General features: G+C 67.5%; 25 protein-coding genes. 11 read left to right on the plus strand and 14 right to left on the minus strand.

Annotated elements, in window-relative coordinates:
- Positions 1 to 18: 18 nt before the first annotated feature.
- Positions 19 to 576: a carboxymuconolactone decarboxylase family protein gene (locus ACOI2T_RS00935; RefSeq protein WP_409504111.1), complete on the plus strand. Its 558-nt coding sequence runs from the start codon at positions 19 to 21 to the stop codon at positions 574 to 576.
- Positions 577 to 596: 20 nt separating this feature from the next.
- On the opposite strand, the gene ACOI2T_RS00940 is transcribed toward ACOI2T_RS00935, so the two are convergent.
- Positions 597 to 2738 (minus strand): elongation factor G-like protein EF-G2, encoded by a 2142-nt coding sequence (locus ACOI2T_RS00940; RefSeq protein WP_409504112.1) that lies wholly within the window; start codon positions 2736 to 2738, stop codon positions 597 to 599.
- 204 nt (positions 2739 to 2942) lie between these two features.
- Between ACOI2T_RS00940 and ACOI2T_RS00945 the strand changes: the two genes are divergently transcribed.
- Positions 2943 to 3875, plus strand: a complete 933-nt coding sequence (locus ACOI2T_RS00945) for an alpha/beta hydrolase (protein WP_409504113.1) — start codon at positions 2943 to 2945, stop codon at positions 3873 to 3875.
- Here the strand turns inward: ACOI2T_RS00945 and ACOI2T_RS00950 are convergent.
- Genes ACOI2T_RS00950 through ACOI2T_RS00960 form a run of 3 tightly spaced genes read right to left on the minus strand, consistent with a single transcriptional unit; the run spans position 3834 to position 5393 of the window.
- Positions 3834 to 4430 (minus strand): TetR/AcrR family transcriptional regulator, encoded by a 597-nt coding sequence (locus ACOI2T_RS00950; RefSeq protein WP_409504114.1) that lies wholly within the window; start codon positions 4428 to 4430, stop codon positions 3834 to 3836. The genes ACOI2T_RS00945 and ACOI2T_RS00950 overlap by 42 nt on opposite strands.
- 7 nt (positions 4431 to 4437) lie before the next feature.
- Positions 4438 to 4857, minus strand: a complete 420-nt coding sequence (locus tag ACOI2T_RS00955; protein ID WP_409504115.1) for a TIGR03668 family PPOX class F420-dependent oxidoreductase — start codon at positions 4855 to 4857, stop codon at positions 4438 to 4440.
- A gap of 23 nt (positions 4858 to 4880) precedes the next feature.
- Positions 4881 to 5393 carry a hypothetical protein gene (locus ACOI2T_RS00960; RefSeq protein ID WP_067854792.1) on the minus strand — a complete coding sequence of 171 codons (513 nt, stop codon included), beginning with the start codon at positions 5391 to 5393 and terminating at the stop codon, positions 4881 to 4883.
- A gap of 230 nt (positions 5394 to 5623) precedes the next feature.
- Between ACOI2T_RS00960 and ACOI2T_RS00965 the strand changes: the two genes are divergently transcribed.
- The 4 genes from ACOI2T_RS00965 to ACOI2T_RS00980 are packed head-to-tail and all read left to right on the plus strand — an operon-like array spanning position 5624 to position 9439.
- Positions 5624 to 6763, plus strand: coding sequence for an ABC transporter substrate-binding protein (locus ACOI2T_RS00965; protein WP_409504116.1), 1140 nt, complete (start codon positions 5624 to 5626; stop codon positions 6761 to 6763).
- An 8-nt stretch (positions 6764 to 6771) separates the two neighbouring features.
- On the plus strand, positions 6772 to 7632 hold the full coding sequence (locus tag ACOI2T_RS00970) for an ABC transporter permease (RefSeq protein ID WP_409504117.1): 861 nt from the start codon (positions 6772 to 6774) through the stop codon (positions 7630 to 7632).
- On the plus strand, positions 7629 to 8405 hold the full coding sequence (locus tag ACOI2T_RS00975) for an ABC transporter permease (RefSeq protein ID WP_409504118.1): 777 nt from the start codon (positions 7629 to 7631) through the stop codon (positions 8403 to 8405). The genes ACOI2T_RS00970 and ACOI2T_RS00975 overlap by 4 nt, the downstream gene beginning before the upstream one ends.
- Positions 8402 to 9439 carry an ABC transporter ATP-binding protein gene (locus tag ACOI2T_RS00980; protein WP_409504119.1) on the plus strand — a complete coding sequence of 346 codons (1038 nt, stop codon included), beginning with the start codon at positions 8402 to 8404 and terminating at the stop codon, positions 9437 to 9439. Before ACOI2T_RS00975 ends, ACOI2T_RS00980 begins: the two co-directional genes overlap by 4 nt.
- 3 nt (positions 9440 to 9442) lie before the next feature.
- Here the strand turns inward: ACOI2T_RS00980 and ACOI2T_RS00985 are convergent, their stop codons facing one another.
- Positions 9443 to 10021, minus strand: a complete 579-nt coding sequence (locus tag ACOI2T_RS00985; protein WP_067855118.1) for an orotate phosphoribosyltransferase — start codon at positions 10019 to 10021, stop codon at positions 9443 to 9445.
- A gap of 43 nt (positions 10022 to 10064) precedes the next feature.
- Positions 10065 to 10892, minus strand: a complete 828-nt coding sequence (locus ACOI2T_RS00990) for a HugZ family pyridoxamine 5'-phosphate oxidase (RefSeq protein WP_409504120.1) — start codon at positions 10890 to 10892, stop codon at positions 10065 to 10067.
- A gap of 154 nt (positions 10893 to 11046) precedes the next feature.
- Between ACOI2T_RS00990 and ACOI2T_RS00995 the strand changes: the two genes are divergently transcribed.
- Positions 11047 to 11709 carry a hypothetical protein gene (locus ACOI2T_RS00995; RefSeq protein WP_409504121.1) on the plus strand — a complete coding sequence of 221 codons (663 nt, stop codon included), beginning with the start codon at positions 11047 to 11049 and terminating at the stop codon, positions 11707 to 11709.
- A gap of 18 nt (positions 11710 to 11727) precedes the next feature.
- Here the strand turns inward: ACOI2T_RS00995 and ACOI2T_RS01000 are convergent, their stop codons facing one another.
- Complete coding sequence (locus ACOI2T_RS01000; protein WP_067855121.1) at positions 11728 to 12117, minus strand: hypothetical protein; 390 nt, start codon at positions 12115 to 12117, stop codon at positions 11728 to 11730.
- Positions 12118 to 12437: 320 nt separating this feature from the next.
- Between ACOI2T_RS01000 and treS the strand changes: the two genes are divergently transcribed.
- The gene (gene treS / locus ACOI2T_RS01005) at positions 12438 to 14210 is read left to right on the plus strand and encodes a maltose alpha-D-glucosyltransferase (protein WP_085144646.1); all 1773 of its coding nucleotides are present in this window, start codon (positions 12438 to 12440) and stop codon (positions 14208 to 14210) included.
- Positions 14210 to 15544, plus strand: a complete 1335-nt coding sequence (locus ACOI2T_RS01010) for a maltokinase N-terminal cap-like domain-containing protein (protein ID WP_409504122.1) — start codon at positions 14210 to 14212, stop codon at positions 15542 to 15544. The genes treS and ACOI2T_RS01010 overlap by 1 nt, the downstream gene beginning before the upstream one ends.
- 7 nt (positions 15545 to 15551) lie before the next feature.
- Here ACOI2T_RS01010 and ACOI2T_RS01015 read toward each other — a convergent pair whose 3' ends face one another.
- Positions 15552 to 16658 (minus strand): acyl-CoA dehydrogenase family protein, encoded by a 1107-nt coding sequence (locus ACOI2T_RS01015; protein WP_409504123.1) that lies wholly within the window; start codon positions 16656 to 16658, stop codon positions 15552 to 15554.
- Between the two features lie 8 nt (positions 16659 to 16666).
- On the minus strand, positions 16667 to 17824 hold the full coding sequence (locus ACOI2T_RS01020; RefSeq protein WP_409504124.1) for an acyl-CoA dehydrogenase family protein: 1158 nt from the start codon (positions 17822 to 17824) through the stop codon (positions 16667 to 16669).
- 114 nt (positions 17825 to 17938) lie between these two features.
- On the opposite strand from ACOI2T_RS01020, the gene ACOI2T_RS01025 reads away from it, so the two are divergent.
- Entirely contained in the window at positions 17939 to 18391 is a 453-nt protein-coding gene (locus ACOI2T_RS01025) for a YkgB family protein (RefSeq protein WP_409504231.1), read from the plus strand.
- On the opposite strand, the gene ACOI2T_RS01030 is transcribed toward ACOI2T_RS01025, so the two are convergent.
- The 4 genes from ACOI2T_RS01030 to glgX form a co-directional block, all read right to left on the minus strand.
- Positions 18388 to 19128 (minus strand): ABC transporter permease, encoded by a 741-nt coding sequence (locus tag ACOI2T_RS01030; protein ID WP_409504232.1) that lies wholly within the window; start codon positions 19126 to 19128, stop codon positions 18388 to 18390. The two genes, ACOI2T_RS01025 and ACOI2T_RS01030, sit on opposite strands and share 4 nt — an antisense overlap.
- A 70-nt stretch (positions 19129 to 19198) precedes the next feature.
- Positions 19199 to 20029: an ATP-binding cassette domain-containing protein gene (locus tag ACOI2T_RS01035; RefSeq protein WP_409504125.1), complete on the minus strand. Its 831-nt coding sequence runs from the start codon at positions 20027 to 20029 to the stop codon at positions 19199 to 19201.
- Positions 20026 to 20469 (minus strand): MarR family winged helix-turn-helix transcriptional regulator, encoded by a 444-nt coding sequence (locus ACOI2T_RS01040; protein WP_409504126.1) that lies wholly within the window; start codon positions 20467 to 20469, stop codon positions 20026 to 20028. The genes ACOI2T_RS01035 and ACOI2T_RS01040 overlap by 4 nt, the downstream gene beginning before the upstream one ends.
- A 270-nt stretch (positions 20470 to 20739) precedes the next feature.
- Positions 20740 to 22890, minus strand: a complete 2151-nt coding sequence (gene glgX, locus ACOI2T_RS01045) for a glycogen debranching protein GlgX (RefSeq protein ID WP_409504127.1) — start codon at positions 22888 to 22890, stop codon at positions 20740 to 20742.
- A gap of 90 nt (positions 22891 to 22980) precedes the next feature.
- On the opposite strand from glgX, the gene ACOI2T_RS01050 reads away from it, so the two are divergent.
- Positions 22981 to 23796, plus strand: a complete 816-nt coding sequence (locus ACOI2T_RS01050) for an enoyl-CoA hydratase/isomerase family protein (protein ID WP_409504128.1) — start codon at positions 22981 to 22983, stop codon at positions 23794 to 23796.
- Here ACOI2T_RS01050 and ACOI2T_RS01055 read toward each other — a convergent pair.
- Positions 23789 to 24340, minus strand: coding sequence for an isochorismatase family protein (locus ACOI2T_RS01055; RefSeq protein ID WP_409504129.1), 552 nt, complete (start codon positions 24338 to 24340; stop codon positions 23789 to 23791). The genes ACOI2T_RS01050 and ACOI2T_RS01055 overlap by 8 nt on opposite strands.
- Between the last annotated feature and the right edge of the window lie 4 nt (positions 24341 to 24344).

Consider the following 24344-nt stretch of genomic DNA (forward strand, 5'->3'; position numbering starts at 1 on the left):
GCGGAGAGGACTATGCCGATGTTGACGCCGTTGCCGGCCGAGGACTGGGACGATGCGGCGCGAGATGCGTTGGCCGCCACGGTGCCGCCCGAGCGGCGCAATCCCGACGACGCGGGGAACGCGCTGGCGACGCTCGTGCGCCATCCGGCGCTGGCCGGGTCGTTCCTGCCGTTCAACGCCTACCTTCAGCAGGGGTCGACGCTGCCGGATCGCGTCCGGGAACTGGTCATCCTGCGTACCGCACACCTGCACGGCTGCGCATACGAGTGGGGACACCACCAGGCCATGGGGCGCGTGCTCGGCCTCACCGACGCAGAGATCTCCTCGGCCCGAACCGGGGTCGCCGCAGACGAATTCGACCAGGCCGTGCTCGATGCGGTGGACGAGCTGAACTCGGGCTCGCGGATGACCGCGCCGACCTGGGCGCGGCTCGGCGCGCGCCTCGACGACCGCCAGCGGATGGACTTGATGTTCACCTACGGCGGCTACAGCACACTTGCGCTGGCGCTCAACACCTTTGACGTCGAGCTGGAACCGGGCGCGGGCAACGACGAGTTCTACGCCGCAATGGGGTAGTCACCGCCGACGACCCGACATCACACCGAACTGCGGACCCGGGCCGCCGCCGATTCCGGCATCGGCTCATAACGGGCGAACGCACGGGTGAACGAGCCCGCGCCGTGTGACAACGAGCGCAGGTCGATCGCGTAGCGGGTGAGCTCGACCTCGGGGATCTCGGCTTTGACGACCGTGCGGTCCTCGCCGACCTTGTCGGTTCCGAGCACGCGGCCGCGGCGCCCGGCGAGATCGCTCATCACGGCTCCGACGAGTTCGTCGGGAACGACCACCGATACGTCGTCGACGGGTTCGAGCAGGTTGACCTTGGTCGCCGCGGCGGCTTCGCGCAGTGCCAGCGCACCGGCCATCTGGAACGCGAAGTCCGACGAGTCGACGCTGTGGGCCTTGCCGTCGAACAGCGTGACGCGGATGTCGACGACCGGATAGCCGGGTCCGACGCCTTTCTCCATCTGCGCGCGCACGCCCTTCTCGACGCTCGGGATGAACTGACGCGGCACCGCGCCGCCGACGACCTTGTCGACGAACTCGAATCCGCTTCCCTCTGGCAGTGGCTCGACCTCGATGTCGCACACGGCGTACTGGCCGTGGCCGCCGGACTGTTTGACGTGACGGCCGTGGCCTTTTGCCTTGCCGCCGAACGTCTCCCGCAGCGGAACGCGCAGCTCGACGGTGTCCACCGATACGCCGTACCGCCGGGACAGGGCATCGAGCACCACCCCGGCGTGGGCCTCACCCATGCACCACAGCACGATCTGGTGGGTCTCGGGATTCTGCTCGATGCGCAACGTCGGATCCTCGGCCGCGAGACGTTGCAGTCCGACCGAGAGTTTGTCCTCGTCGGTCTTGGCGCGGGGTGACACGGCGATCGGAAGCAGGGCGTCGGGCATGGTCCACGGCCGCAGCACGAGCGGATCGGCCTTGTCGCTCAGCGTGTCCCCGGTCTCGGCCCGGCTCAACCGGCCGATCGCGCAGATGTCGCCGGCCACGACCGTCGGCGCGGGCCGCTGCTGTTTGCCGAGGGGGAACGACAGCGCGCCGATGCGCTCGTCCTCGTCGTGATCTTGGTGGCCGGACGAACCGTTGGAGTTCGTGAGGGCCGAAAAATAGCCCGACACATGCACGGTGGCGTCGGGCCTGATGGTGCCGGAGAACACCCGGACCAGGCTGACCCTGCCGACGTAGGGATCCGACGTCGTCTTCACCACCTCGGCCAGCAGCGGGCCATCCGGATCGCACGTCAACGGTTTGCGCGCGGCGCCCGCGGGCGTGAAGACATCGGGCAGCCGATGCTCGGGCGGTGACGGGAACCCGCGCGTGACGACCTCGAGCAGTTCCAGCGTGCCGACCCCGGAGCCGCTGCACACCGGTATGACCGGGAAGAACGAGCCGCGGGCCACCGCCTTCTCCAGGTCGCCGATGAGCACCGACTCGTCGATCTCCTCACCGCCGAGGTAACGCTCCATGAGAGTCTCGTCCTCGGATTCCTCGATGATCCCCTCGATGAGCGAGCCGCGAAGCTCCTCGATCTCGTCGGTGTAGGAGGCGGCCGGTGCGTGCGTGCTGTGCTTGCCGTCGGCGTACTCGTAATGGGTGCGGGTGAGAAGCCCGATCACCCCGGCCCCGGCCGGAAAGTAGAGCGGCAGGACCTTGTCGCCGAACGCCTCCTGCGCACCCGCCAGCGCGCTGGCGTAGTTCGCCCTCGCGTGGTCGAGCTTGGTGATCACGACGGCGCGCGGCATGTTCACCTCGGCGCATTCCAGCCACAGGGTCTTGGTCGGCTCGTCGATGGCCTCGTTGGCGGCGATGACGAACATCGCGCAGTCCGCGGCCCGCAGACCGGCCCGCAGTTCACCGACGAAGTCGGCGTAACCGGGGGTGTCGATGAGGTTGACCTTGATCCCGTTGTGCTGCAACGGTGCCAGGGCCAGACCGACCGAGCGCTGCTGTGAGATCTCGGCGTCGTCGAAGTCGCACACCGTGGACCCGTCGACCACCGAGCCGACCCGGTTCAGCACGCCGGCCGCGACCAGAAGTGCCTCGACGAGCGTCGTCTTACCTGCCCCGGACGGCCCGACCAGGGCCACGTTGCGGATGGCCGCCGGACTGTCCGCGGTGGGTACCGCGCCTGCGCCTGCCGATGAATTCGTCCTGTCCGCCATGGCTTTGCCTCCTGAGCCCCCGGGACGCCACGCTGCGGCCCGCCGGACCTGTCTCCACCATTCCCCGATGTGACCTACAGCACAAGTCCTGCGGGCCCGGCGCCGAGAATGTGAGCACGGCGCCGGCAGGCGTGGACTGACCGGGCGATATTCGGTGGCGGAATGCGAGTTGTCCGGACGTGCTGACGCCTTGAGGCTGGATTCATGAACACCGTCCGGGATTTCGACGCCTATGCCCGCTTCCTACCTCCGCAGTACCGCGCCGAACCCTTGATCGAACCGACCTCGACGTGGTGGCCGTGGCGCGGGCGCACCGTGCACATCGCGCGGGCCGCGGTGCCGGACAGCGACATCCGCGCACTGGTGCTGCACGGTGCCGGCGGTTATTCGGGAGCCTTGTGGCCGTTCGCGGCCTTCGCCGCGGCCGAGGGCGCCGACGTGCTCGTGCCTGATCTGCCGCTGTACGGCGACACCGTCGTCCCACGTCCGGCTTCGGTCAGATACGACGACTGGGTCGAGTTGTTGTGCGATCTGGTCCGCGCCGAATGCGAGCGCGACGACCGTCCGCTCATCGTGTTCGGCGCGAGCATGGGCGGTCTGCTGGGCTACGAGGTGGCGGCGCGGACCCGGCTGGTGACCCATGTGGTGGCGACCTGTCTGCTCGATCCGGCCGACCCGGCGGCGCGCCGGGCCGCGTCACGCATATCCCGGTTGGGAGGGGTGGCGCCCGGTCTCATGCGGGTCGCCGAACCGGTGATGGGAGGGCTGCGGGTACCCATCCGATGGTTGGTCAAGATGACGGCGATAAGCGGCAACCGCGAGCTGTCCCGGTTGTGTGCGACCGACCCCAAAGGCGGCGGGATCCGGGTGCCCCTCGGCTTCCTGTCGAGCTGGCTGAACTTCGCCCACACCGCACCCGAGACGTTCGACGCGGCACCGGTCACGCTCGTACATCCGGGCGCCGACCGCTGGACGCCACCGGCGCTGAGCATCCGGTTCCTCGACCGCATCGCCGCGCCGACGCAGCTCGTGATGCTGGAGAACTGTGGCCACTATCCGGTGGAGGAGCCCGGTTTGAGCCAGTTGGTTTCGGCGTTACGCCGGGTGCGCGAGCAGGCGCTCGACCAGATCCACTAACTGGTCGACGTCCATGCCGCGCCGGGTCAGTACCCGGTGCAGATGCGCGTCGATCGCGTGGACGAGCACCTGTGCGGTGACCAACGGATCGTCGTCACCCGCGCGATCGCACCGCTCGAGGTGAAACGCGATCTCGCGCGCGAGGTGGTCCTCGAACTCCTGCAGCGCAGCAAGCTCCTTCGCACGCCTCGGTGCCACGCGGTGCATCAGGCCGTGCAGGCCGGGACGGTCGCTGTGCAGTGCGACGACCTCACCGAGAATCCTGCGCATGGTGTCGTCGAAGGGCGGGAGTTCGGTACGCAGCCGGGCGAACACCTTGTCGAGTCGCTCGACGGTGTCGCGCACGTGCCGCTCGGCCAGCGCGTACAGCAATGCGTGCTTGTTCGGAAAGTACTGGTAGACAGAGCCGATCGAGACGCCGGCCCGCTCGGCGATGCGGTTGGTGGTGGCCGACAGGCCTTCTCGTTCGAAGACCTGTGCGGCCGCCTCCAGCACGACGTCGACAGTTTCCCGGGACCGGTCCTGCCGAGGTGCCTTGCGCGGGGCGTCGCTCATGGCCCGCTCAGGCCTGCCATGAGGACCAGCGCGTTACGGCAATCGTCACGACCGGCCCGTCCAACGCAATGCGTTCGTACTGGCGGTATTTGGCGCGCAGCAACGCGTACCCGGTGGCCATCTCCTCGCCGCTGTAATGCGTCGCGGCCAGCCCGTCGGCCCGGACCCACCACAGCTGCGTCCAGTCGTCGGTGTAGTGGTCGGCGAGCAGGCTCACCCGCGCGTCGCGTTCGATGTTGGCCAGCCTGCGCAGTTTGTGGGTGGACTTCCGCTTGGCGTCCACCGCGGTGTAGATGGTCGCCGACTCGGCGTCGCGGCGCACCGCGAAGACCACCGGAACCAGATGCGGTGCGCCGTCGGAACCCAGCGTCGCGAGCACCGCGGTAGGCGCGCTCGCGAATTCGGTGACGGCGTCGAATCCTGGCATGGACTCAGATTAGGCGTCGAGCCTCAGTTGCGCGGATGCCTTGGTTGGGGCGCGACACTGATCGGGGAACGGGTCACCGGCGTGCGGGTCACCCCGATCTCGGGTTTCTTGTTCTCGCTCGGGCGCTGCGTGGGCCGGTACACCGGGCGCCGGGGGGCTTCCTGCGCCGGCGGGGGCGGTGGCGGAGGCGGTGCGGGCGGCACGCCCACGCGCAACGACGGCGACGGGCTCGGCGGTGCGGTGGTGGCGGTCGGGGCGACCGACGTGGGCTCGTCCTCGTCGACCACCGGCGACGAACCACGCAGCAACAGCAGGACCAGTGAAACCACGATCGCGGCCGCGGCCACGCCCGCCGCGATCAGGGCGATGGCCGCACCGCGGGTGCGGTACCAGGGCACCGGGGCCGGTTTGAAATTCCAGGTGTTGATGTCGAACGCGTCGAAGCCGTCCCGGCCCGCGTTGGGGCCCGCATCGGGAGTGGGCGGAGGGTCGTCCCACAGGTAATCGAAGCTCCCCCCGGCTTCGCGTTCAGACACCCCACTGATGCTAGCGGCACGACCTGGGAAAATTCGCGGCAAACCCGGGCAAGCATGGCAGTGGCATCGAACTCGCCCCCTGTTCGCCGAGGTCACGATATGGTGCGATGCGCCTGTCTCGTGCGGAAATACGTACCCGCGGATCCGTTCACCCAGGTGACCGGTGCACGACGAGATCCGGTAACCGGCGCGCCACTGCGGCGCCTCTTGACCATCGGAAGGTTTGGCCCATGATCACATCACGGTTCATCCCGAAGGCTGCCGCAGTCGCCGCCTCGGCCCTGGTAGTCGTGGGCCTCGCGGCCTGCGCCCCACCCGAGAAGGACAGCGCGGGCGGTGAAACCGACAGCGGAGTGAAGGTGGCCGAAGCGAAGTCGGCGGCCGACTTCGGCGGAATGGACAAGCTCGTCGAGGCGGCGAAGGCCGAGGGTGAGCTGAACGTGATTGCGCTGCCACCGGATTGGGCTAACTACGGCGAGATCATCAAGGCCTTCTCGGACAAGTACGGGATCAAGGTCAACTCGGCGCAACCCGACGCGTCCAGCCAGGATGAGATCAACGCCGCCAATCAGCAGAAGGGCAAGAGCACCGCGCCCGACGTGTTCGATCTCGGGCAGTCGGTAGCGCTGGCGAACGTCTCGATGTTTGCCCCCTACAAGGTGGCCACGTTCGACGACATCCCGGCCAAGTTCAAAGATCCCAACGGCGCCTGGGTCAACGACTACGGCGGCTTCATGTCGATCGGTTTCGATTCCAGCAAGGTCCCGCCGGTCACGAGCGTCAACGATCTGCTCAAACCCGAGTATCACGGCAAGGTCGCGCTCAACGGTGACCCCACGCAGGCCGGCGCGGGCTTCTCGGGCGTGCTGATGGTCGCGGTGTCGCAGGGCGGATCCGCCGACGACATCGCACCCGGCGTCGAGTTCTTCTCCAAGCTCAAGCAGGCAGGCAACTTCCTGCCGGTCGACCCGACCCCGGCCACGATCGAGTCGGGTCAGACACCCGTCGTGATCGACTGGAACTACCTCAACGCCACCGAAAGCAAGAAGGTGCCGGGCTGGCAGGTGCTGGTGCCGCACGACGCGGCCGTGGCCGGCTACTACTACCAGGCCATCAACAAGGATGCACCGCATCCGGCGGCCGCCCGGCTCTGGCAGGAGTTCCTGTACAGCGACGAGGGCCAGAACCTCTATGCCGCAGGCGGTGTCCGCCCGGTGCGTGCCGACCAGATGGCCGCGGCAGGCACCGTCGACAAGGCGTCCTTCGGCGACCTCCCGGTCATCGACGGCCCGGTCACCATTCCGACCCAGGCGCAAACAGAAGCCGCCACAAAGTATCTCGCCGACAACTGGGCCAAGGCGATCGGCTGACGCGGCCGATGGATGGTCGAACCCTGGTTCGGCGAATCCGCGACGCCCTGCCGCTGCTGCCGTTCTTCGCGGTGGTCACGATCTTTCTGATCGTGCCGACCGCGACGGTCATCGTCATGGCGTTCTTCGCCGACGGAACGTTCTCGCTCGAACGCATCGCCGCGCTGTTCTCCGGCACCGCACTTGCGGCGCTCGGCAAGAGCGTGCTGCTGTCGGCGAGCACCGCACTGCTCGGCGCGGTGCTCGGTGCGGTGCTGGCCTGGTTGATCGTCAGTTCGCCGCCGACGTCGATGCTGCGCCGTTCGGTGCTGGCGCTGTGCAGCGTGCTGGCGCAGTTCGGCGGTGTGGCACTGGCTTTCGCGTTTCTCGCGACGATCGGCCTCAACGGTGTGCTGACGCTGTGGGCGGCCGAGCACCTCGGGTGGGATCTGGCCGGATCCGGCTGGCTGTACGGGCTGGCCGGACTGACGTTGGTGTACACCTACTTTCAGATCCCGCTCATGGTCATCGTGTTCATCCCGGCCCTTGAGGGACTGCGTGAGCAGTGGCGCGAAGCCGCCGTGAGCCTCGGCGCGTCGACGTGGCAGTACCTGCGTGAGGTTGCCGTACCATTGCTGACCCCGGCGTTCCTCGGCTCGGCGCTGCTGTTGTTCGCCAACGCATTCGCCGCATATGCGACCGCGGCGGCGTTGGTCAGCCAGGGCAGCCCGATCGTGCCGTTGTTGATCCGCGCCGCGCTCACCAGCGAAGTGGTTCTGGGGCAGTCCGGATTCGCCTACGCGCTCGCGCTGGAGATGATCGTGGTGGTCGCGGCCGTGATGATCGCCTACAACCTGCTGGTGCGCCGGACCGCGCGGTGGCTCAAATGAGTGTCAGGCGCGTCGCACGGGTCGCGCTGTGGATCGTGTTCGGGCTGTTCTTCCTGTTCCCGCTCTACGCGATGGCCGACTTCTCGACCCGCAACCTGATCGAGGGCGGACGCACCCTGGCGGCCTGGCGCAACCTCGTGGCCGACGATGCGCTCTACCAGTCCATCGTGATCTCGCTGCTGCTCGCGGTGTTCACCGTCGCGGGCATGCTGATCCTGTTGGTACCCACCATGATCTGGGTCCGGCTGCGCGCGCGGTGGGCGAGCGGGATCGTCGAATTCCTGTGTCTGCTGCCGCTGACCATCCCGGCGCTGGTGATCGTGGTGGGGCTGCGCAACGTATACCTGTGGGTGACTTACTTTCTCGGCGAGTCGGCGCTCACGCTGACCTTCGTCTACATCGTGCTCGTGCTGCCGTTCGCCTACCGGTCCATCGATTCCGCACTGGCCGCCATCGACCTGCAGACGCTGGCGGAGGCGGCCCGCTCACTGGGCGCCGGCTGGTTCACCACGATCGTGCGGGTGATCGTGCCCAACATCTGGTCGGGCATCCTGTCCGCGGCGTTCATCTCCATTGCCGTCGTGCTCGGTGAGTACACCATCGCCTCGCTCAGCGGTTTCACGACGCTGCAGGTGCAGATCGTCGCGATCGGCAAGAGCGACGGCCCCACGTCGGTCGCCGCCTCGCTGGCCGTCCTGCTGCTCGGATTCGTATTGTTGTTGGCTTTGGCGGTCGTCACGCGTGGGCGGCGCAGGTTAGGAGAACAGGCGTGAGCGGTCCGAGTGTGGCGGTCGAGTTGAATGACCTCACGCGCGCCTACGGCAACGTCAAGGCGCTCGACGGGCTGAGCCTGCGCATCGAGCCGGGCGAGCTCGTGGCGCTGCTCGGACCGTCCGGCTGCGGCAAGACCACGGCCCTTCGCATCGTGGCCGGGCTCGACGAGGCGACGTCGGGCACCGTGCTCGTCGGCGGCCAGGATGTCAGTTCGGTTCCCGCCAATAAGCGCGACATGGGCATGGTGTTCCAGGCCTACAGCCTTTTCCCGCACCTGACCGTGCTGGACAACGTCGCGTTCGGCCTGAAGATGCGCGGAAAAGCCAAGGGGGAGAGGGTTTCCCGGGCCGCCGACATGCTCGACCTGGTCGGTCTGGCCGCCCACAAACACAAGTACGCGAGCGAGCTGTCGGGTGGTCAGCAGCAGCGCGTCGCACTCGCGCGGGCCCTGGCGATCCAGCCGCGCGTACTGCTGCTCGACGAGCCGTTGTCGGCGCTCGATGCCAAGGTGCGCGCGCAGTTGCGCGACGAGATCCGGCGGGTGCAGCTCGAGGTCGGAACGACGACACTGTTCGTCACCCACGACCAGGAGGAGGCTCTCGCGGTTGCCGATCGGGTCGGCGTGATGAGCCAGGGCAAACTCGAGCAACTCGCGGCGCCTGCCGAGTTGTACGCGAACCCCTCGACCCCGTTCGTCGCCGAGTTCGTCGGGCTGCACAACAAGGTCGCGGCCGAGGTGTCGGGCGGGCGGGCACACCTGCTGGGCGTGGCCGTCCCGACCCTGCCCGGATCGGTGACCGCGGGCGCGGGTACGGCGATGGTGCGGCCCGAGTCGGTCACGGTGCGAGCCGACCCGGCCGGCGCCGCGACGGTGGCGTCCGTGGCGTTTCTCGGACCGATCTCGCGCGTGTACGTGACGCTGCCGGACGGCTCGGTGATCCATGCGCAGCTGACGAGTGGGCAGGCGCGCACCTTCGAAGCCGGTGCGGCCGTGAGCGTCGGGATCGACCCGGTGCCGGTGCTGGTGGTCTGAGCCCTAGACGTCCTTGACGGGCTCGATGCCGAGGTCGCGGTAGGTCACCAGCGCCGCGAACGGCACCCCGCGCTTGGCGAATCGGCCCGCGGCCACGTCGCCGCGATCGACCATCGGGATGACCCCGGTGACCACCGCACCCGCCGCGGTCACGCGCTCATAGGCGATCTCGGTCGAGCCGCCCGTGCTGATCACGTCGTCGACCAGGAGCACGCGCGTGCCCGGTTCGAGCCGGGTGCCCTCGATCCACTGCTCACGGCCTCGTGACTTCTGCTCTTTGCGGACCGAGAACCACGCCTTGCCGGTCACCATCGCGACGCCGTGCGCGAGCGGGTCGGCGCCCATGGTCAACCCGCCGACGGCATCGAACTCGATGCCCCGGGCGGCGGCCAGGTCGGCGACCGCGCGGCTGACGATCGTCATGCGCTCGCCGGTGTCGATCGCGTACTTGCCGTCGATGTAGTCGTGGCTGAGCTGACCGCTGACGAGCCGGAACGGCTCTTCGCGATGCTCGTAGCCGCGGGTGCGGATCAGGTCGAAGGCGGCTTGCCAGGTCTCCGGGCGTTCGGTCGCAGCGGGCATACCGCGATCGTATTGCACCAGGTGAGCCGTGCCGTCGGGCAGCTCAGCCCTGCCGGGCGCGCCGCGCCAATTCGACTGTGGCGCCGCGCAGCTCGTCGTACGAGCCGATCGGTGCGGCATACCCGACGCGGGTGTAGGCGATGCCCCGATCGGTGGTCACCCGCAGATCCAGACCGTAGCGGTCGGCGCCCGTGCACACCGCCGCGGTGGTGTCGGGGTAGCCGCCGAGCGTGCGCGCCATGGCGGTCAGCGAATCGGCATGGTCGGCGTTGAGATGCTCGATCGCCCCGGCGGACCGCGGTGTCACCGGATCGGGCTCGGCGGCCGCGTAGTCCGCACCGGTCGCGGAGTCCATCCGGCCGTAGCCGCCCACCCAGCGCACCCGGTGCACGCGCAGCACCCACACCGAGAAGTCGCTGTAGTCGATGTAGTACTTCGCCGCCGCGACGGCGGCCAGGTGCGCGTCGCGGGCGGCCGCGAGCTCGTCGCCCGCCGGGCGCTCGGCCACGCCGGCAAGGGTGATGCGACCGCTTGCCAACGGATCCGACTCGGTCTTCGGCGCGACGATCGCGATGCTGGCGCGCGGGTCGCCCGCCAGATTCCGGCCGTGCTCGGCGAGGTTCGACACGCACAGCACCGGCGACCCGCCGAGCAGGCCGTACGTCACGAACGACGCCCACGGGTCGCCGTCCTCGGTCAGCGTCGCGAGGGTGCCGGTGTTGGTGGAGGCCGCGATCGTGCGGGCCTCTTCGGCGGCCGACGGCCGCGCGGCATCGCCGACCGGAGTGAGCGGAGGCGGAGCCGATGGTGCGTCCCCCGGATCGCCATGGTCGCGCGAGCGACGAGTTCCACGTGAGTCGCGAAGTGCCACGCACGAACCCTACCGCCGAAGCGGCCAGCCAAGTGGACGCGCAATTTCGGCAAATTCCGTACTACTATGGCTGGCGACGAAACACGTTGGTAGCCTGGCATCACGATGAGGTGCACAGATTCCTGGCAATCAACGTATCCGGATCGGGGAAACTGTGGCGAGGGCGTCGGAGCGGGCGTGCGCGGTGCTGGCCGTGCTCGCCGTGTTGGCCGTGCTGTTCGTGTGCGCCGTCGTCAGCGCATCGGCCGCCCGGGCAACGGGGCCCTGCGACGATGGCCCGCTGGACGGAATCAGCGTTTCGCCCGGACCCCCGACGCCTGCGAGGGCCCGAAAAGACGCGAACGGCTCAGACTATTTCGCGACGTTCGCCGGTGGGGATCGGGCAGCCCGGGTGGGCGGAAAGCCGGCTCGTGCGACGCGTGCCCGCCCGATCGTGCGTGCCACGCGGATCGAGATCCGGACGCCTGCCGCCAAGCCCGTCGCCGCTGCGCCGGTGACACCGCCCAGTCCACCGGCGGTGACCGTACGGGCAAAGCCCGTGGCTGTTGCCGAGCGCCAAGCCGGACCGGTCGAGCACGCGGTGCCCATCGCGTCGGTCCAGCCGGTCCGCATCTACGGCCCGTTACGTTTCCTCGAGCGCAATCTGTCGGCCCTACCCGATGCCACGCCGCGGGCGGTCGCGCCGGATCTGCGGACTGCCGTGCCGGGAGTCATCGCGCTCGTGCTGCTGACGGCGGTCGCCGGATTCGTGGGCTATCGCCGCGCGCAGCCGGCCGTTGCCGGCTACGCCCCGGCGATCCGTCGGTTCCTGCGCTGAGGCCGACTGTGTGACTGCTCAGCCGCCCAGTGCGGCGATGAGCTCCTTGATCTGTGCGGTCTCGGACTCGGTCGCCGGCTCCTCGGCTTCCACCGCCTCGATGAGGTCCTGGCGAACGCCGATGCCGTTGGCCGCCTCCGCGGTGGTGAGCTTGGCCCGCATGCGCGCGACGTAGAGCCGCTGGCCCAGCGTGGCTCCCGGACCTTCGGCCGCGGTGACCATCAGGTCGTCGTAGCGGCTGCGCACTCCGCTCAGCGCGACGATGACCGACGGCGTGACGCGGCTGCGCCCGGCGGCCTCGGACAGCGAGGCCTGCAGCTTGCGCAGACCGCTGAGCACCACTGCGGCCCGCTCCGGGAACTCTGCATCGCCCACATGCGGCAGCGCGTCGATGGCGGCGGTGTACATGTGCATCGCCGCATCGGACAGACCAACGATTACGGGTGCTTCACCATCATTAGGTGCCGACTCAGCCACAGGCCATCCCTCGTCGAATGTGTATTTCGATCGCCGGCGGTGAAGCCGGCGACAAGATCAAATCGGGGAAAACCTAACCCGCCGTCGGCTCTTATTCAACCGTTAGTTTTTCCGCAAACGTGGCGTCCACAGTGAATAGCGTTGCTGCACGATCGTTTCGGCCGTAGCGCGAAGCCGGAGGCGGATCGCGCATGGTTCCCGGGTGTCCAACACCTTCGAAGTGGGTACGTTGAACCGAGGATGGGAGGGAGATGGACGTCAACCAGGGAAGCCACGTCGAGGCAGGCGTGGTGGAGCATCCGACCGCTGAGGATTTCGCTCATGCCAGGACCCTGCCGACCGACCGCAGCTGGTTCAAGCGGGCGGTCTTCTACGAGGTCCTGGTGCGGGCGTTCCACGACACCAACGCCGACGGCGTCGGCGATCTGCGTGGCCTGACCGAGCGGCTCGACTACCTGAAATGGCTCGGGGTCGACTGCCTGTGGTTGCCCCCGTTCTACGATTCCCCGCTGCGCGACGGTGGTTACGACATCCGTGACTTCTACCGCGTGCTGCCCGAGTTCGGCACGGTCGACGACTTCGTCGAACTCCTCGATGCCGCACACCGGCGCGGGATCCGGGTGATCACCGACCTCGTGATGAACCACACCTCGGACTCGCACGAGTGGTTCCAGGAGTCCCGGCGCAACCCCGACGGGCCGTACGGCGACTACTACGTCTGGAGCGACACGAGCGACAAGTATCCCGATGCGCGGATCATCTTCGTCGACACCGAGGAGTCGAACTGGACCTTCGACCCCGTCCGCCGCCAGTTCTACTGGCACCGGTTCTTCTCCCACCAGCCCGACCTCAACTACGACAACCCGGCCGTGCAGGAAGCGATGATCGACGTGCTGAGGTTCTGGTTGGACCTCGGTATCGACGGCTTCCGGCTCGACGCGGTGCCCTACTTGTTCGAACGCGAAGGCACCAACTGCGAGAACCTGCCCGAGACGCACGCGTTCCTCAAGAAGTGCCGCAAGGTGATCGACGACGAATTTCCCGGGCGGGTGCTGCTCGCCGAGGCCAACCAGTGGCCTGCCGATGTCGTGGAGTACTTCGGCGATCCCGCCACGGGTGGCGACGAATGCCATATGGCCTTCCATTTCCCGTTGATGCCACGCATATTCATGGCCGTGCGGCGTGAGTCGCGCTTCCCCATCTCGGAGATCCTCGCGCAGACACCGCCGATACCCGACATGGCGCAATGGGGAATCTTCCTGCGCAACCACGACGAGCTCACGCTCGAGATGGTCACCGACGAAGAGCGCGACTACATGTACGCCGAGTACGCCAAGGATCCGCGGATGAAGGCCAACGTCGGCATCCGCCGCAGGCTCGCACCGCTTCTGGAGAACGACCGCAACCAGATCGAGCTGTTCACCGCGATGCTGTTGTCGCTGCCGGGTTCGCCGGTGCTCTACTACGGCGACGAGATCGGCATGGGCGACATCATCTGGCTGGGCGACCGCGACAGCGTGCGCACGCCGATGCAGTGGACACCGGACCGCAACGCGGGATTCTCCAAGGCCAATCCGGGCCGGCTGTATCTGCCGCCCAACCAGGACGCGATCTACGGGTACCAGTCGGTCAACGTCGAGGCACAGCGCGACAGCTCCAATTCGCTTCTGAACTGGACGCGCAACATGTTGTCGGTGCGGAGCCGTCATGATGCGTTCGCCGTCGGATCATTCCGGGAATTGGGCGGTTCCAACCCTTCGGTGCTCGCCTACGTCCGCGAGATCGACGGCGGCAACGGGGACAGCGGGACCAAAGACGCCGTGTTGTGCGTCAACAACCTGTCGCGCTTCCCGCAGCCCATCGAGCTGAACCTGCAGGAGTGGATGGGCTACATTCCAGTTGAGATGTCCGGCTATGTCGAGTTTCCCAGTATCGGCCAACTGCCGTACCTGCTCACCCTGCCGGGGCACGGGTTCTACTGGTTCGAGCTTCGTGAGCCTGACCCAGAACCGGGAGCACAGTGATGAATATTCCTTTTGGCGAATGGCTGTCCCAGCAACGGTGGTATGCCGGCCGCAACCGTGAATTGACCTCTGCCACACCAGGTATGGTGGCGACACTGCGCGATGGCTTGAAGTTGGTGCTGCTCGACGTGAGCTATGCCGGCGGCGCCTCCGAGCGGTACCAGGTGATCGTCGAATTCGACCATGCGCAGATCAAAGGCCCGATCGACGAATACAGCAATGTCGCGACCATCGGATCAGAGGACGACCGCACCGCCTACGACGCGCTCTACGATCCGGACGCCGCGCGATACCTGTTGTCGCTCATCGGCGAATCCGCGACCGTCGACGGGGTGAGGTTCTCCAGCGAGCCCGATGCCGAACTGCCGCTGGACGCCCCGCCGCGCGTGTCGTCGGCCGAGCAGAGCAACACCAGCGTGGTGTTCGGACAGGACGCCGTGCTGAAGGTGTTCCGGCGTATCACGCCCGGCGTGCATCCCGACATCGAACTCAACCGTGTCCTGGCAAGGGCCGACAACCCGCATGTGGCCCGGCTGCTCGGTTCGTTCGAAACCACCTGGGACGGTGCACCTTACGCGTTGGGTATGGTCACCGAGTTCGCCGCGAACTCCGCCGAGGGCTGGGACATGGCGACCGCCAGCACGCGCGATCTCTATGCCGAGGGCGATCTGTACGCCGACGAGGTCGGCGGCGACTTCGCCGGTGAGTCGTACCGGCTCGGCGAAGCCGTCGCGTCGGTGCACGCGTGCCTGGCCGATGCGCTCGGCGCCGAGTCCGCACCCTTCCCGACGGAGATCATGCTGCAGCGGCTTGCGGCCGCCGTTGAGGCGGTACCGCAACTGCGCGAGTATGTTCCGCTGATCGAGGAGCGCTATCACAAGCTCGCCGGTGAACTCGTCACCGTGCAACGCGTGCACGGCGACCTTCACCTCGGTCAGGTGCTGCGCACGCCCGAGCGGTGGCTCCTGATCGACTTCGAGGGCGAACCCGGCCAGCCGCTCGAACAACGCAGGCGCCCGGATTCACCGGTGCGCGACGTCGCGGGCATACTCCGGTCTTTCGAGTACGCCGCACACCAGCGGCTGGTGGAGCAGGCGGCCGACGAGGACCGGGCCCGGCAACTCGCGGCGCGCGCCCGCGAATGGGTGGACCGCAACAGTGCGGCGTTCTGCGACGGCTATGCGGTTGTCGCGGGCGCCGATCCGCGCGATCAGCCCGAGCTGCTGGCCGCCTATGAACTCGACAAGGCGGTCTACGAAGCGGCCTATGAGGCCAGACACCGGCCGAGCTGGTTACCCATCCCGATGGGTTCCGTGGCCCGGCTGGTGGGCTGACCCGCCGTTACAGCGTGACGATCTCGTAGTCGGCGAGTTGACCGATGAGCGTGTGCAATTGGTCCTGCGACGAGCCGAGGGTGTGCTCGATCGCGGTGAGCCGCGCGGCGTAATGCCCGACGGGGTACTCTGCGGTGATGCCGATGCCGCCGTGCAGCTGGATGGACTCCTGCGCGATGTGCCTGCCCGAACGGCCGATCTGTAGCTTCGCGCGCGCCGCGATCACCGGGTCGAACTGGCCGTCGGCGATCGACATCGCGGCGTAATCGGCCATGCTGCGCGCCAGTTCCAAGGACATGTACATGTCGGCGGCCCGTTGCGTGAGCGTCTGGAACTTGCTCAGCGTGACCCCGAACTGCTTGCGCTGCTTGAGGTAATCGGTCGTCAAGCGCAGCGCCTCGTCCATCGCGCCGACCGCCTCGGCGCACAGCGCCGACGAGATCCGCACCAGCGCACGGGTGATCGCGTCGGTCGCGTCGACCGCTTCGCCGAGTGGCTCGGCGGGTGCGCCGGCGAGTTCGACCTGCGCACCGCGCCTACCGTCGAAGGTCCGGTAGCCGGTGCGCGTGACGCCGCTGCCCGACGCGTCGACCAGGAACAGCCCGACCCCGCCGTCCGGCAATGCGGCGCTGACGATCAGGGTGTTGGCGCTGTCGCCGGCCAGCACCGGATTCTTGGTGCCGGTCAGCGTCCACGAATCCCCGTCGCGGGCCGCGGTCGTGGCGATCGCGGCGCCGCGCGGCCCGGGCTCGGCGTGGGCGAACGCCAGCAAGCGTTGTCCGGCGGCCACCTCGTCGAGCAGGGCCCGCTGGTCGGCGCTGCCCTGTTCGGCGATGAGCGCGCCAGGCCCGATCGCGCCGTGCAGCACCGGTTCGGGTGCCAGCTGGCGCCCGATCTCGTTGAGCACCAGCATGATCTCGATCTGGCCGCCGGAATCCTCGTCGAATCCCAGCCCGAGGACGCCGATGTCGGCGAGCTGGCTCCACACCTGCGGGTTGTAGCCCGGGTCGGCGTCGACGACCTTGTTGCGGGTCTCGGCGTCATAGCTCGCCGACAGCAGGTCACGGGTGGTGTCTGCCAGCAGGGTCTGTTCGTCGGTCAGCTGAAAATCCATGGCTCAACTCACAATCCGAGAATGGTGGACGCGATGATGGTGCGCTGTACCTCGTTGCTGCCGCCGTAGATCGAGGTCTTGCGATAGTTCAGGTAGTGCGGTGCGGCCAGCTGCGCCCACTCGGGCGAGGCGATGTCGCCCGCGTCGTAGGGAAGCGCGTCGGGGCCGGCCACCTCGACGAGCAGCTCGGTGGCGGTCTGCTGCAGCTGGCTGCCGCGGAGTTTGAGCACCGACGAGGCTGGGCTCGGCTTGCCGTCGGCCGATGCCGAGGTGACCCGCATCTGGGTGAGCTCAAGGGCGAGCACGTCGTTCTCGGCCTCGGCCAGCCGGGCGGCGAACAGCGGGTCGGACAGCAGCCCATTGGCTGCCGCACGTTCCTTGACCTCGGCGAGGCGCACCTTGGTCCTGGCCACCTGCGCGATGCCGGTGCGTTCGTTGCCCAGCAGGAACTTGGCGTACGTCCAGCCCTGGTTCTCCTCGCCGACGAGCTGGTCGGCGGGAACCCGGACGTCTTCGAAGAACACCTCGTTGACCTCGAAGCTGCCGTCGACCAGCTTGATCGGCCGTAGTGTGATGCCGGGCGTGTTCATGTCGATCAGCAGGAACGAGATCCCGGCCTGCTTCTTGGGCGCGTTCGGGTCGGTGCGCACGAGGCAGAAGATCCAGTCGGCGTGCTGGCCGAGCGTGGTCCAGGTCTTCTGGCCGTTCACGACGTAGGTGTCGCCGTCGCGGATCGCCGTCGTGCGCAGCGAGGCCAGATCGGAGCCGGCCTCGGGCTCGGAGAAGCCCTGGCACCACCAGATGTCGAGCGCCGCGGTCGGCGGCAGGAACCGCTCCTTGACCTCCTGCGACCCGAACTCGGCGATCACCGGGCCGACCATCCTGGCGTTGAAGGTCAGCGGCTCGGGGACGCAGGCCAGCTGCATCTCGTCGAGCCAGATCTGGTGCTGGTTCGGCGTCCAGTCCTTGCCGCCCCACTCCACCGGCCAGTTCGGCACCGCCAGGCCGTGCTCGTGCAGGATCTTGTGCGCCGTGACGAAGTCCTCTTTGCGCAGTTCGAGACCCTGACGAGACCGCTCGCGGATCTCAGCGGGGATCTTCGTGGTGTAGAAGGTGCGCAGCTCGTCTCTGAAGGCTGCTTCCTCCGGTGTGAGCGCCAGTTGCATGACCGTCTCCCTGCTCGGTGGATCTGACAGCACACTAAACCACCGGTTGGTTGGGCCGTGTAACGGTCCGGCATTCGCCATGCACTACGGGGCATGACAAACGACAACTCCTTGATGAATCGCACCGACACCACACTCGACACCGTCGCCGGCCTGGCGGCCCGATACGGCCTGGTGGTGGTGATCGCCTGGTTCGGCGGCTTGAAGTTCATGGCCTACGAAGCCGCGGGCATCCAGCCGCTGGTCGCGGCCAGCCCGTTCATGGGCTGGCTCTACGAGATCTTCTCGGTGCGCGCGTTCTCGAGCCTGCTCGGCGTGTTCGAACTGACCGCGGCGGTACTGCTGGCCGTCAAGCCGTGGTGGCCGAAGGTGTCGATCGGCGGCAGCCTGCTCGCCATCCTGCTGTTCCTCGCCACGATCAGCTTCCTGTTCACCACGCCGGGCGTGTTCGAGGCGTCGGCGGGCGGGTTCCCGGCGCTCTCGGTGACCGGGGGATTCCTGATCAAAGACGTTGCCCTGCTGGGAATCTCCGTCTGGACGCTGACGGACGCGATGCGCGCCCGCTAACGAACCAGCCGCCTCAGCAACGTCGATGCGACCGCAACCCCGGCCACGGCCGCGACCACCAGGACGGTGATGTCGAGCAGCCAGTTCGTCGGCGTCCCGATCAGCAACCCGCGCAGCGCGTTCACCTCGTAGCTGAGCGGGTTGACCGCGGACAACCAGTGCAGCCAGCCCGGCATGATGTCGACGGGATAGAGCGCGTTGGACGCGAAGAACAACGGCATGGTGATGGCCTGGCCGATCCCCATCATCCGATCACGCTTGCGCACGAGCCCGGCCAGCGTCATCGACAAGCACGCGAAGAAGGCCGAGCCCAGGACCACCACACCCATCGCGGCGAGGATCCGCAGCGGGTTGACCGTCATCGCGATACCCATGAGATACGCCAACACGACCACGCCGAGGACCTGTACGACAGACCGCACGCCCGCCGCGAACGCCTTACCCGTCACCAGTGCCGATGCGGGCGCCGGTGTCACCATCAGCTTGGCCAGGATGCCCGCGTCGCGGTCCCAGATGATCTGGATGCCGTAGAAGATCGAGATGAACAGCGCGGACTGCGCGATGATGCCCGGCGCCAGAAACGTCAGGTAGGGCAGTCCGCCGGTGTCGACTAGGTGCAACCGGCTGAACGTCTGGCCGAAGATCAGCAGCCACAGTGCGGGCTGGACCAACCGCGTGAACAGTTCGGTCCGATCATGGCGGAGCTTCTGGAGTTCGACGAGCGCGAACGCGCCCATCCGCAGTACCAGGCCGCGCAGGCGGCGCCAGCCCCGCGGCGCGTAGACCAGTTGGGTGCGTGCGGTGGATTCAACTGACACGGCGGGCCGTCCTTCTCGTGGCGCGGACTTCGCGGATACCCGAATGCTGGGTTTCGGCATCGAGATCCGAACCCGCGTAGTGGCGGAAGACGTCTTCGAGCGTGGCGTCGTCCGAGCCGGTCTCGTGAGACACCGCGGCCTTGAGTTCTGCGGGCGTGCCGACGGCCTGCAACCGGCCGTGATGCATGAGTGCCACGCGATCACACAACGCGTCCGCTTCGCCCATGTAGTGCGTCGTCAGCAGCACTGTCATACCGAATTCGGACTGCATGTGCCGCACCTGCTCCCAGACGCTGTCGCGCGCAATCGGATCCAGGCCCACGGTCGGTTCGTCAAGGATCAGCAGCAGCGGCCGGTTCACCAGGGCCTGTGCCAGCTCGAGGCGGCGCACCATGCCGCCGGAGTAGGTGCCCGCCGCGGTATCGGCGACGTCGAGCAGCTGCATCGAGTCCAGTGCCGCGGTGACGCGCTCGGTTCGGTCGGACCGTGGCACGTCGTACAGACGCGCGAACAGCTCCACGTTCTGGCGTCCGGTCAACGCCGACTCGATCGAAAGCTGCTGTGGGACATAGCCGATGTTGTGCCGGATGTCCATGGTGTGTTTGCCGGCGCTCAGGCCGAAGATACGGACTTCGCCGCTCTGAACCGGGGTCAGGGTCGTGAGCACCCGTACGGCGGTCGTCTTGCCCGCGCCGTTCGGACCGAGCAAGCCCAGGGTTTCGCCGGGCTGCACTTGCAATGTGAGGTCATCGACCGCGGTGAACTCACCGTAGCGGTGAGTCAGGTGACGGCAGTCGATGGCGGGTGGCTGTTCGGTCATGTGTCCTTCTCGTGCAGCAGGCGGGTGAGCTCGGACAGCACGTCCAATCCCTTTGCCAGGTCCTTGATCTGGGCGTCGTCGAGTTGCGCGAGCACGGCCGCCAGTGCGGCGCGGCGGGCAGCCCGGGATTCGTCGGCGATGCGCTGTGCGGACGGGGTGAGCCGCAGCCGGCCGACGCGGCGGTCGGCCTCGTCGACCGTCCTGACCAGCATGCCGTCCGCGACCAACCGCGACACCAGGGTGGACGCGGTGTTGGGGACGAGGCTGAGCTCGGCCGCGGCTTCGCGCACCGAGATCCCGGGCCGGCGACCGACCAGGCGCAGGAGCTCGCCTTGGGACTGCGTCAGTCCGGTTCCGTCGAATCCGCCACCGGTCGACCGGCGGAGCTGACGCCGGAAGCGACCGACGACGTTGAAGAGTTCGCCGACCAGTTCATCCACACCCACCACAATAACTCTGTAACAGAGGTATTTCACGTCGGAGGGGTTGGCACCGGTTCGGCCAGGAGTTCAAGAGGGGCGTGGATGCCGCAGCCGTGGCCGCAGGGTAGTTGCCGCCGCTCTTCGGCTTCTACCCCCGGCCCGCCCGGCCGGTGGCACCAAGCGGTTGCTCGGCGCCTGCTAGGCGGCCACGGCTGCTACTTGAAAAAGTTACCATACTTCCTGGTACACACCGGGATATCGCAACGGTTAGCAACCCCTACGCAAGCGTCATTGTTGATCGCTCCGCAACACCAGCGCGGCGCGTGCTTCGACGCTGACGTGTGCACCGGCCGCGATCGGTTCGGTGGACGGATTTGCGGCGGTGCTGATCACCGGCACCCACTCGGCCCCGAATTCGGTCGGCGGTAAAGCGAATTCGATGGGCTCGTAGTGCGCGTTGAAACACAGGAAGAACGAGTCGTCGGTGACCCGCTGCCCACGGGCGTCACGGTCGGGGATGCCGAGGCCGTTGAGGAAGACCGCGACCGACTTCGCGAACCCCGAACCCCAGTCCTCACCGGTCATCTCCGACCCGTCGGGCGCGAACCATGCGATGTCGGGAAGGCCCGCCTCACCCCGCCTGCCGACCGGCTTGCCGCTGAAGAAGCGGCGCCTGCGGAACACCGGATGCGCGGCGCGCAACGCCGACACCGAGCGGGTGAACTCGAGCAGGTCGGCGTCGGCGTTCTCCCAGTCGATCCACGTGAGCTCGTTGTCCTGACAGTAGCCGTTGTTGTTGCCGCGCTGGGTGCGGCTGAGCTCGTCGCCGTGGCTGATCATCGGAACACCCTGCGACAGCAGCAGAGTCGTCAGGAAGTTGCGCTGCTGGCGGGCGCGCAGCGCCAGGATCTCGGCGTCGTCCGTCGGGCCTTCGACGCCACAGTTCCACGATCGGTTGTGGCTTTCGCCGTCCTTGTTGTCCTCGCCGTTGGCTTCGTTGTGTTTGTCGTTGTAGGACACCAGATCGGCCAGCGTGAAGCCGTCGTGCGCGGTGACGAAGTTGATCGACGCGACCGGCCTGCGGGCGGTGTGCTCGTAGAGATCCGCCGAACCCGTGAGCCGGTAGGCGAATTCGTCGAGGGTGGCCGGTTCGCCACGCCAGAAGTCGCGCACCGTGTCGCGGTACTTGCCGTTCCATTCGGTCCACTGCGGCGGGAAGTTGCCGACCTGGTAGCCGCCTGGCCCGACATCCCACGGCTCGGCGATGAGCTTGACCTGGCTGACGATCGGATCCTGCTGCACGAGTTCGAAGAACGCGGCCAGCCGGTCCACGTCGTAGAATTCGCGGGCCAGCGTCGCGGCCAGATCGAACCGGAACCCGTCGACGTGCATTTCGGTCACCCAGTACCGCAGTGAATCCATGATCAGCTGCAGCGAATGAGGATGGCCGACATTGAGGCTGTTGCCGGTGCCGGTGTAATCCATGTAGTAACGCTTGTCGTCATCGACGAGCCGGTAATACGCCGCGTTGTCGATCCCGCGCATCGACAGCGTCGGCCCGAGGTGGTTGCCCTCGGCGGTGTGGTTGTAGACGACGTCGAGGATCACCTCGATGTTCGCGTCGTGCAGGGCGCGCACCATCGCCTTGAACTCCTGCACCTGGCCGCCAGGGGTGGCGCTGGAGCCGTACTTGTGGTCGGGCGCAAGGAATCCGATGGTGTTGTAGCCCCAGTAGTTGGACAGTCCCTTGTCGACGAGCGTCGAATCGTTCGCGAAGTGGTGGATCGGCATGAGCTCGAGCGCATTGACGCCCAACGACTGCAGATGCTCGATGATCACCGGGTGCGCGACGGCCGTGTACGTGCCGCGGATCTGCTCGGGGATGTCGGGGTGGGTTTGGGTCAGGCCCTTGACGTGTGCCTCGTAGATCACGGTGTCGGCGTACTCGTGTTTGGGCGGGCGGTCGGTGCCCCAGTCGAAGTACGGGTTGATCACCACGGACTTCGGCATGCTGGCCGCCGAGTCCTCGTCGTTGCGGCTGTCCGGATCGCCGAAGTTGTAGGAGAACAGTTCCTGCCCCCACGTGAACGCGCCGTCGATGGCCTTGGCGTACGGATCGAGCAGCAGTTTGTTCGGGTTGCAGCGGTGGCCCGCGCCGGGATCGTACGGTCCGTGCACGCGATAGCCGTAGCGTTGGCCGGGTTCGATGCCGGGGATGAACCCGTGCCACACGAAGCCGTCGACCTCGGGCAGGGCGATCCGCGTCTCCCGCACGCCACCGGCGCCGTCGTCGTCGAACAGACACAGCTCGATACGTTCGGCAACCTCACTGAACAATGCGAAATTGGTGCCGGAGCCGTCATAGGTCGCGCCGAGCGGGTAGGCCTTGCCCCGCCAGATTTCCAGTTCGGTCTCGGAGGTTCGATCTGCGGGATGCACAAATCGACCTTACGGCTGCGACGGTCGAGCGGTGGCGCAATGCACACTGGACCAACAGTTCGACCTCGTGCGCGCGAGATGGAGCCACCTTTGCCCACCAGCCCTGACCTGCCCGACTACCGGACGCTGCGGTTCAAACTCGAAAATTCTGTTGCAACCATCACGCTCGACCGCCCGCAACAGCGCAATGCGTTCGGCGACGGAATGGGTGCCGAACTGGCCGACGCGTACACGCGCTGCGACGCCGACGACGACGTCAGGGTGATCGTCCTGACCGGGGCACCGCCCGCGTTCTGCGCGGGCGCAGACCTCGCTGCGGGCGAGCGCACGTTCACCGAGCCGGGGCCCGAGTTCAGCGCCGCGGGCATCGCGGTGCCGGCGTGGACGCTGGGCAAGCCGGTCATCGCCGCGATCAACGGTCACGCGATCGGGCTCGGCCTGACGCTGGCGTTGCAGTGCGACATCAGGTTCTTCGCGGCCGACGCGCGCTACGGCGTGGTGCAGACGCGGCGGGGCATGGTTGGCGACGCGTATTCGCACTGGATCCTGCCGCGCCTGGTCGGGCTCGCCAACGCCGCCGAGATCCTGTTGAGCGGCGCGACTTTCGACGGGCACCGCGCCGTGCAACTCGGCCTCGGCAGCCGGGTCCTGCCCGCGGACGACGTGCTGCCCGCGGCGCTCGAGTTGGCGCACGACATCGCCGTCAACACCGCGCCGATGTCGGTCGCGGCCAGCAAGCGGCTCCTGTGGGATTCGTTCGACCTCGACCGGCAGGCCGTCGGTGCGCGAGAGACCGAGATCCATCTGCGACTGATGGGCCACGACGACGCGCGCGAAGGCGTGCGCGCCCACACCGAGCGCCGCGACCCGCGCTGGACCGGCCGCCCGGTCGACCCGACTAACTGACTTCGATTCCGGCAGTCCGCAATTCGCTCACCGCCGACGCGGTGCTGTCCGGTGCGACGCCGGCCGTCAGCCTCGTCAGGACGCGCGTCGTGAATCCGGCCCTGGCGGCGTCGGTCGCGGTGGCCGCGACACAGTAGTCGGTCGCGATGCCCACGACGTCCACCGTGTCGACGCCACGCTGCCGCAGCCAGTCCGCGAGCGTCGTGCCGGACTCGTCGGTGCCCTCGAATCCGCTGTAGGCCGCCGAGTAGTGGCCCTTCTTGAACACGGCCTCAACCGTCGACGCGTCGAACTCCGGATGAAACTCGGCTCCCGGCGTCTCAGCCTCGCAGTGACGCGGCCAGGACACCCGGAAGTCGGGGGTGTCGGAGAAATGCTCACCCGGATCGATGTGGAAATCCTTGGTCGCCACGACATGGTGATAGCCGTGGTCGCCGGCCAACAGTTCGGTGATACCGCGCGCCACCGCCGAACCGCCGGCCACGGCAAGCGAGCCGCCCTCGCAGAAATCGTTCTGCACGTCGACGACGATGAGTGCCTTCATGCCC

Source organism: Mycolicibacterium wolinskyi str. Jessa 2025, from assembly GCF_049241375.1.
Lineage (GTDB): Bacteria > Actinomycetota > Actinomycetes > Mycobacteriales > Mycobacteriaceae > Mycobacterium > Mycobacterium wolinskyi.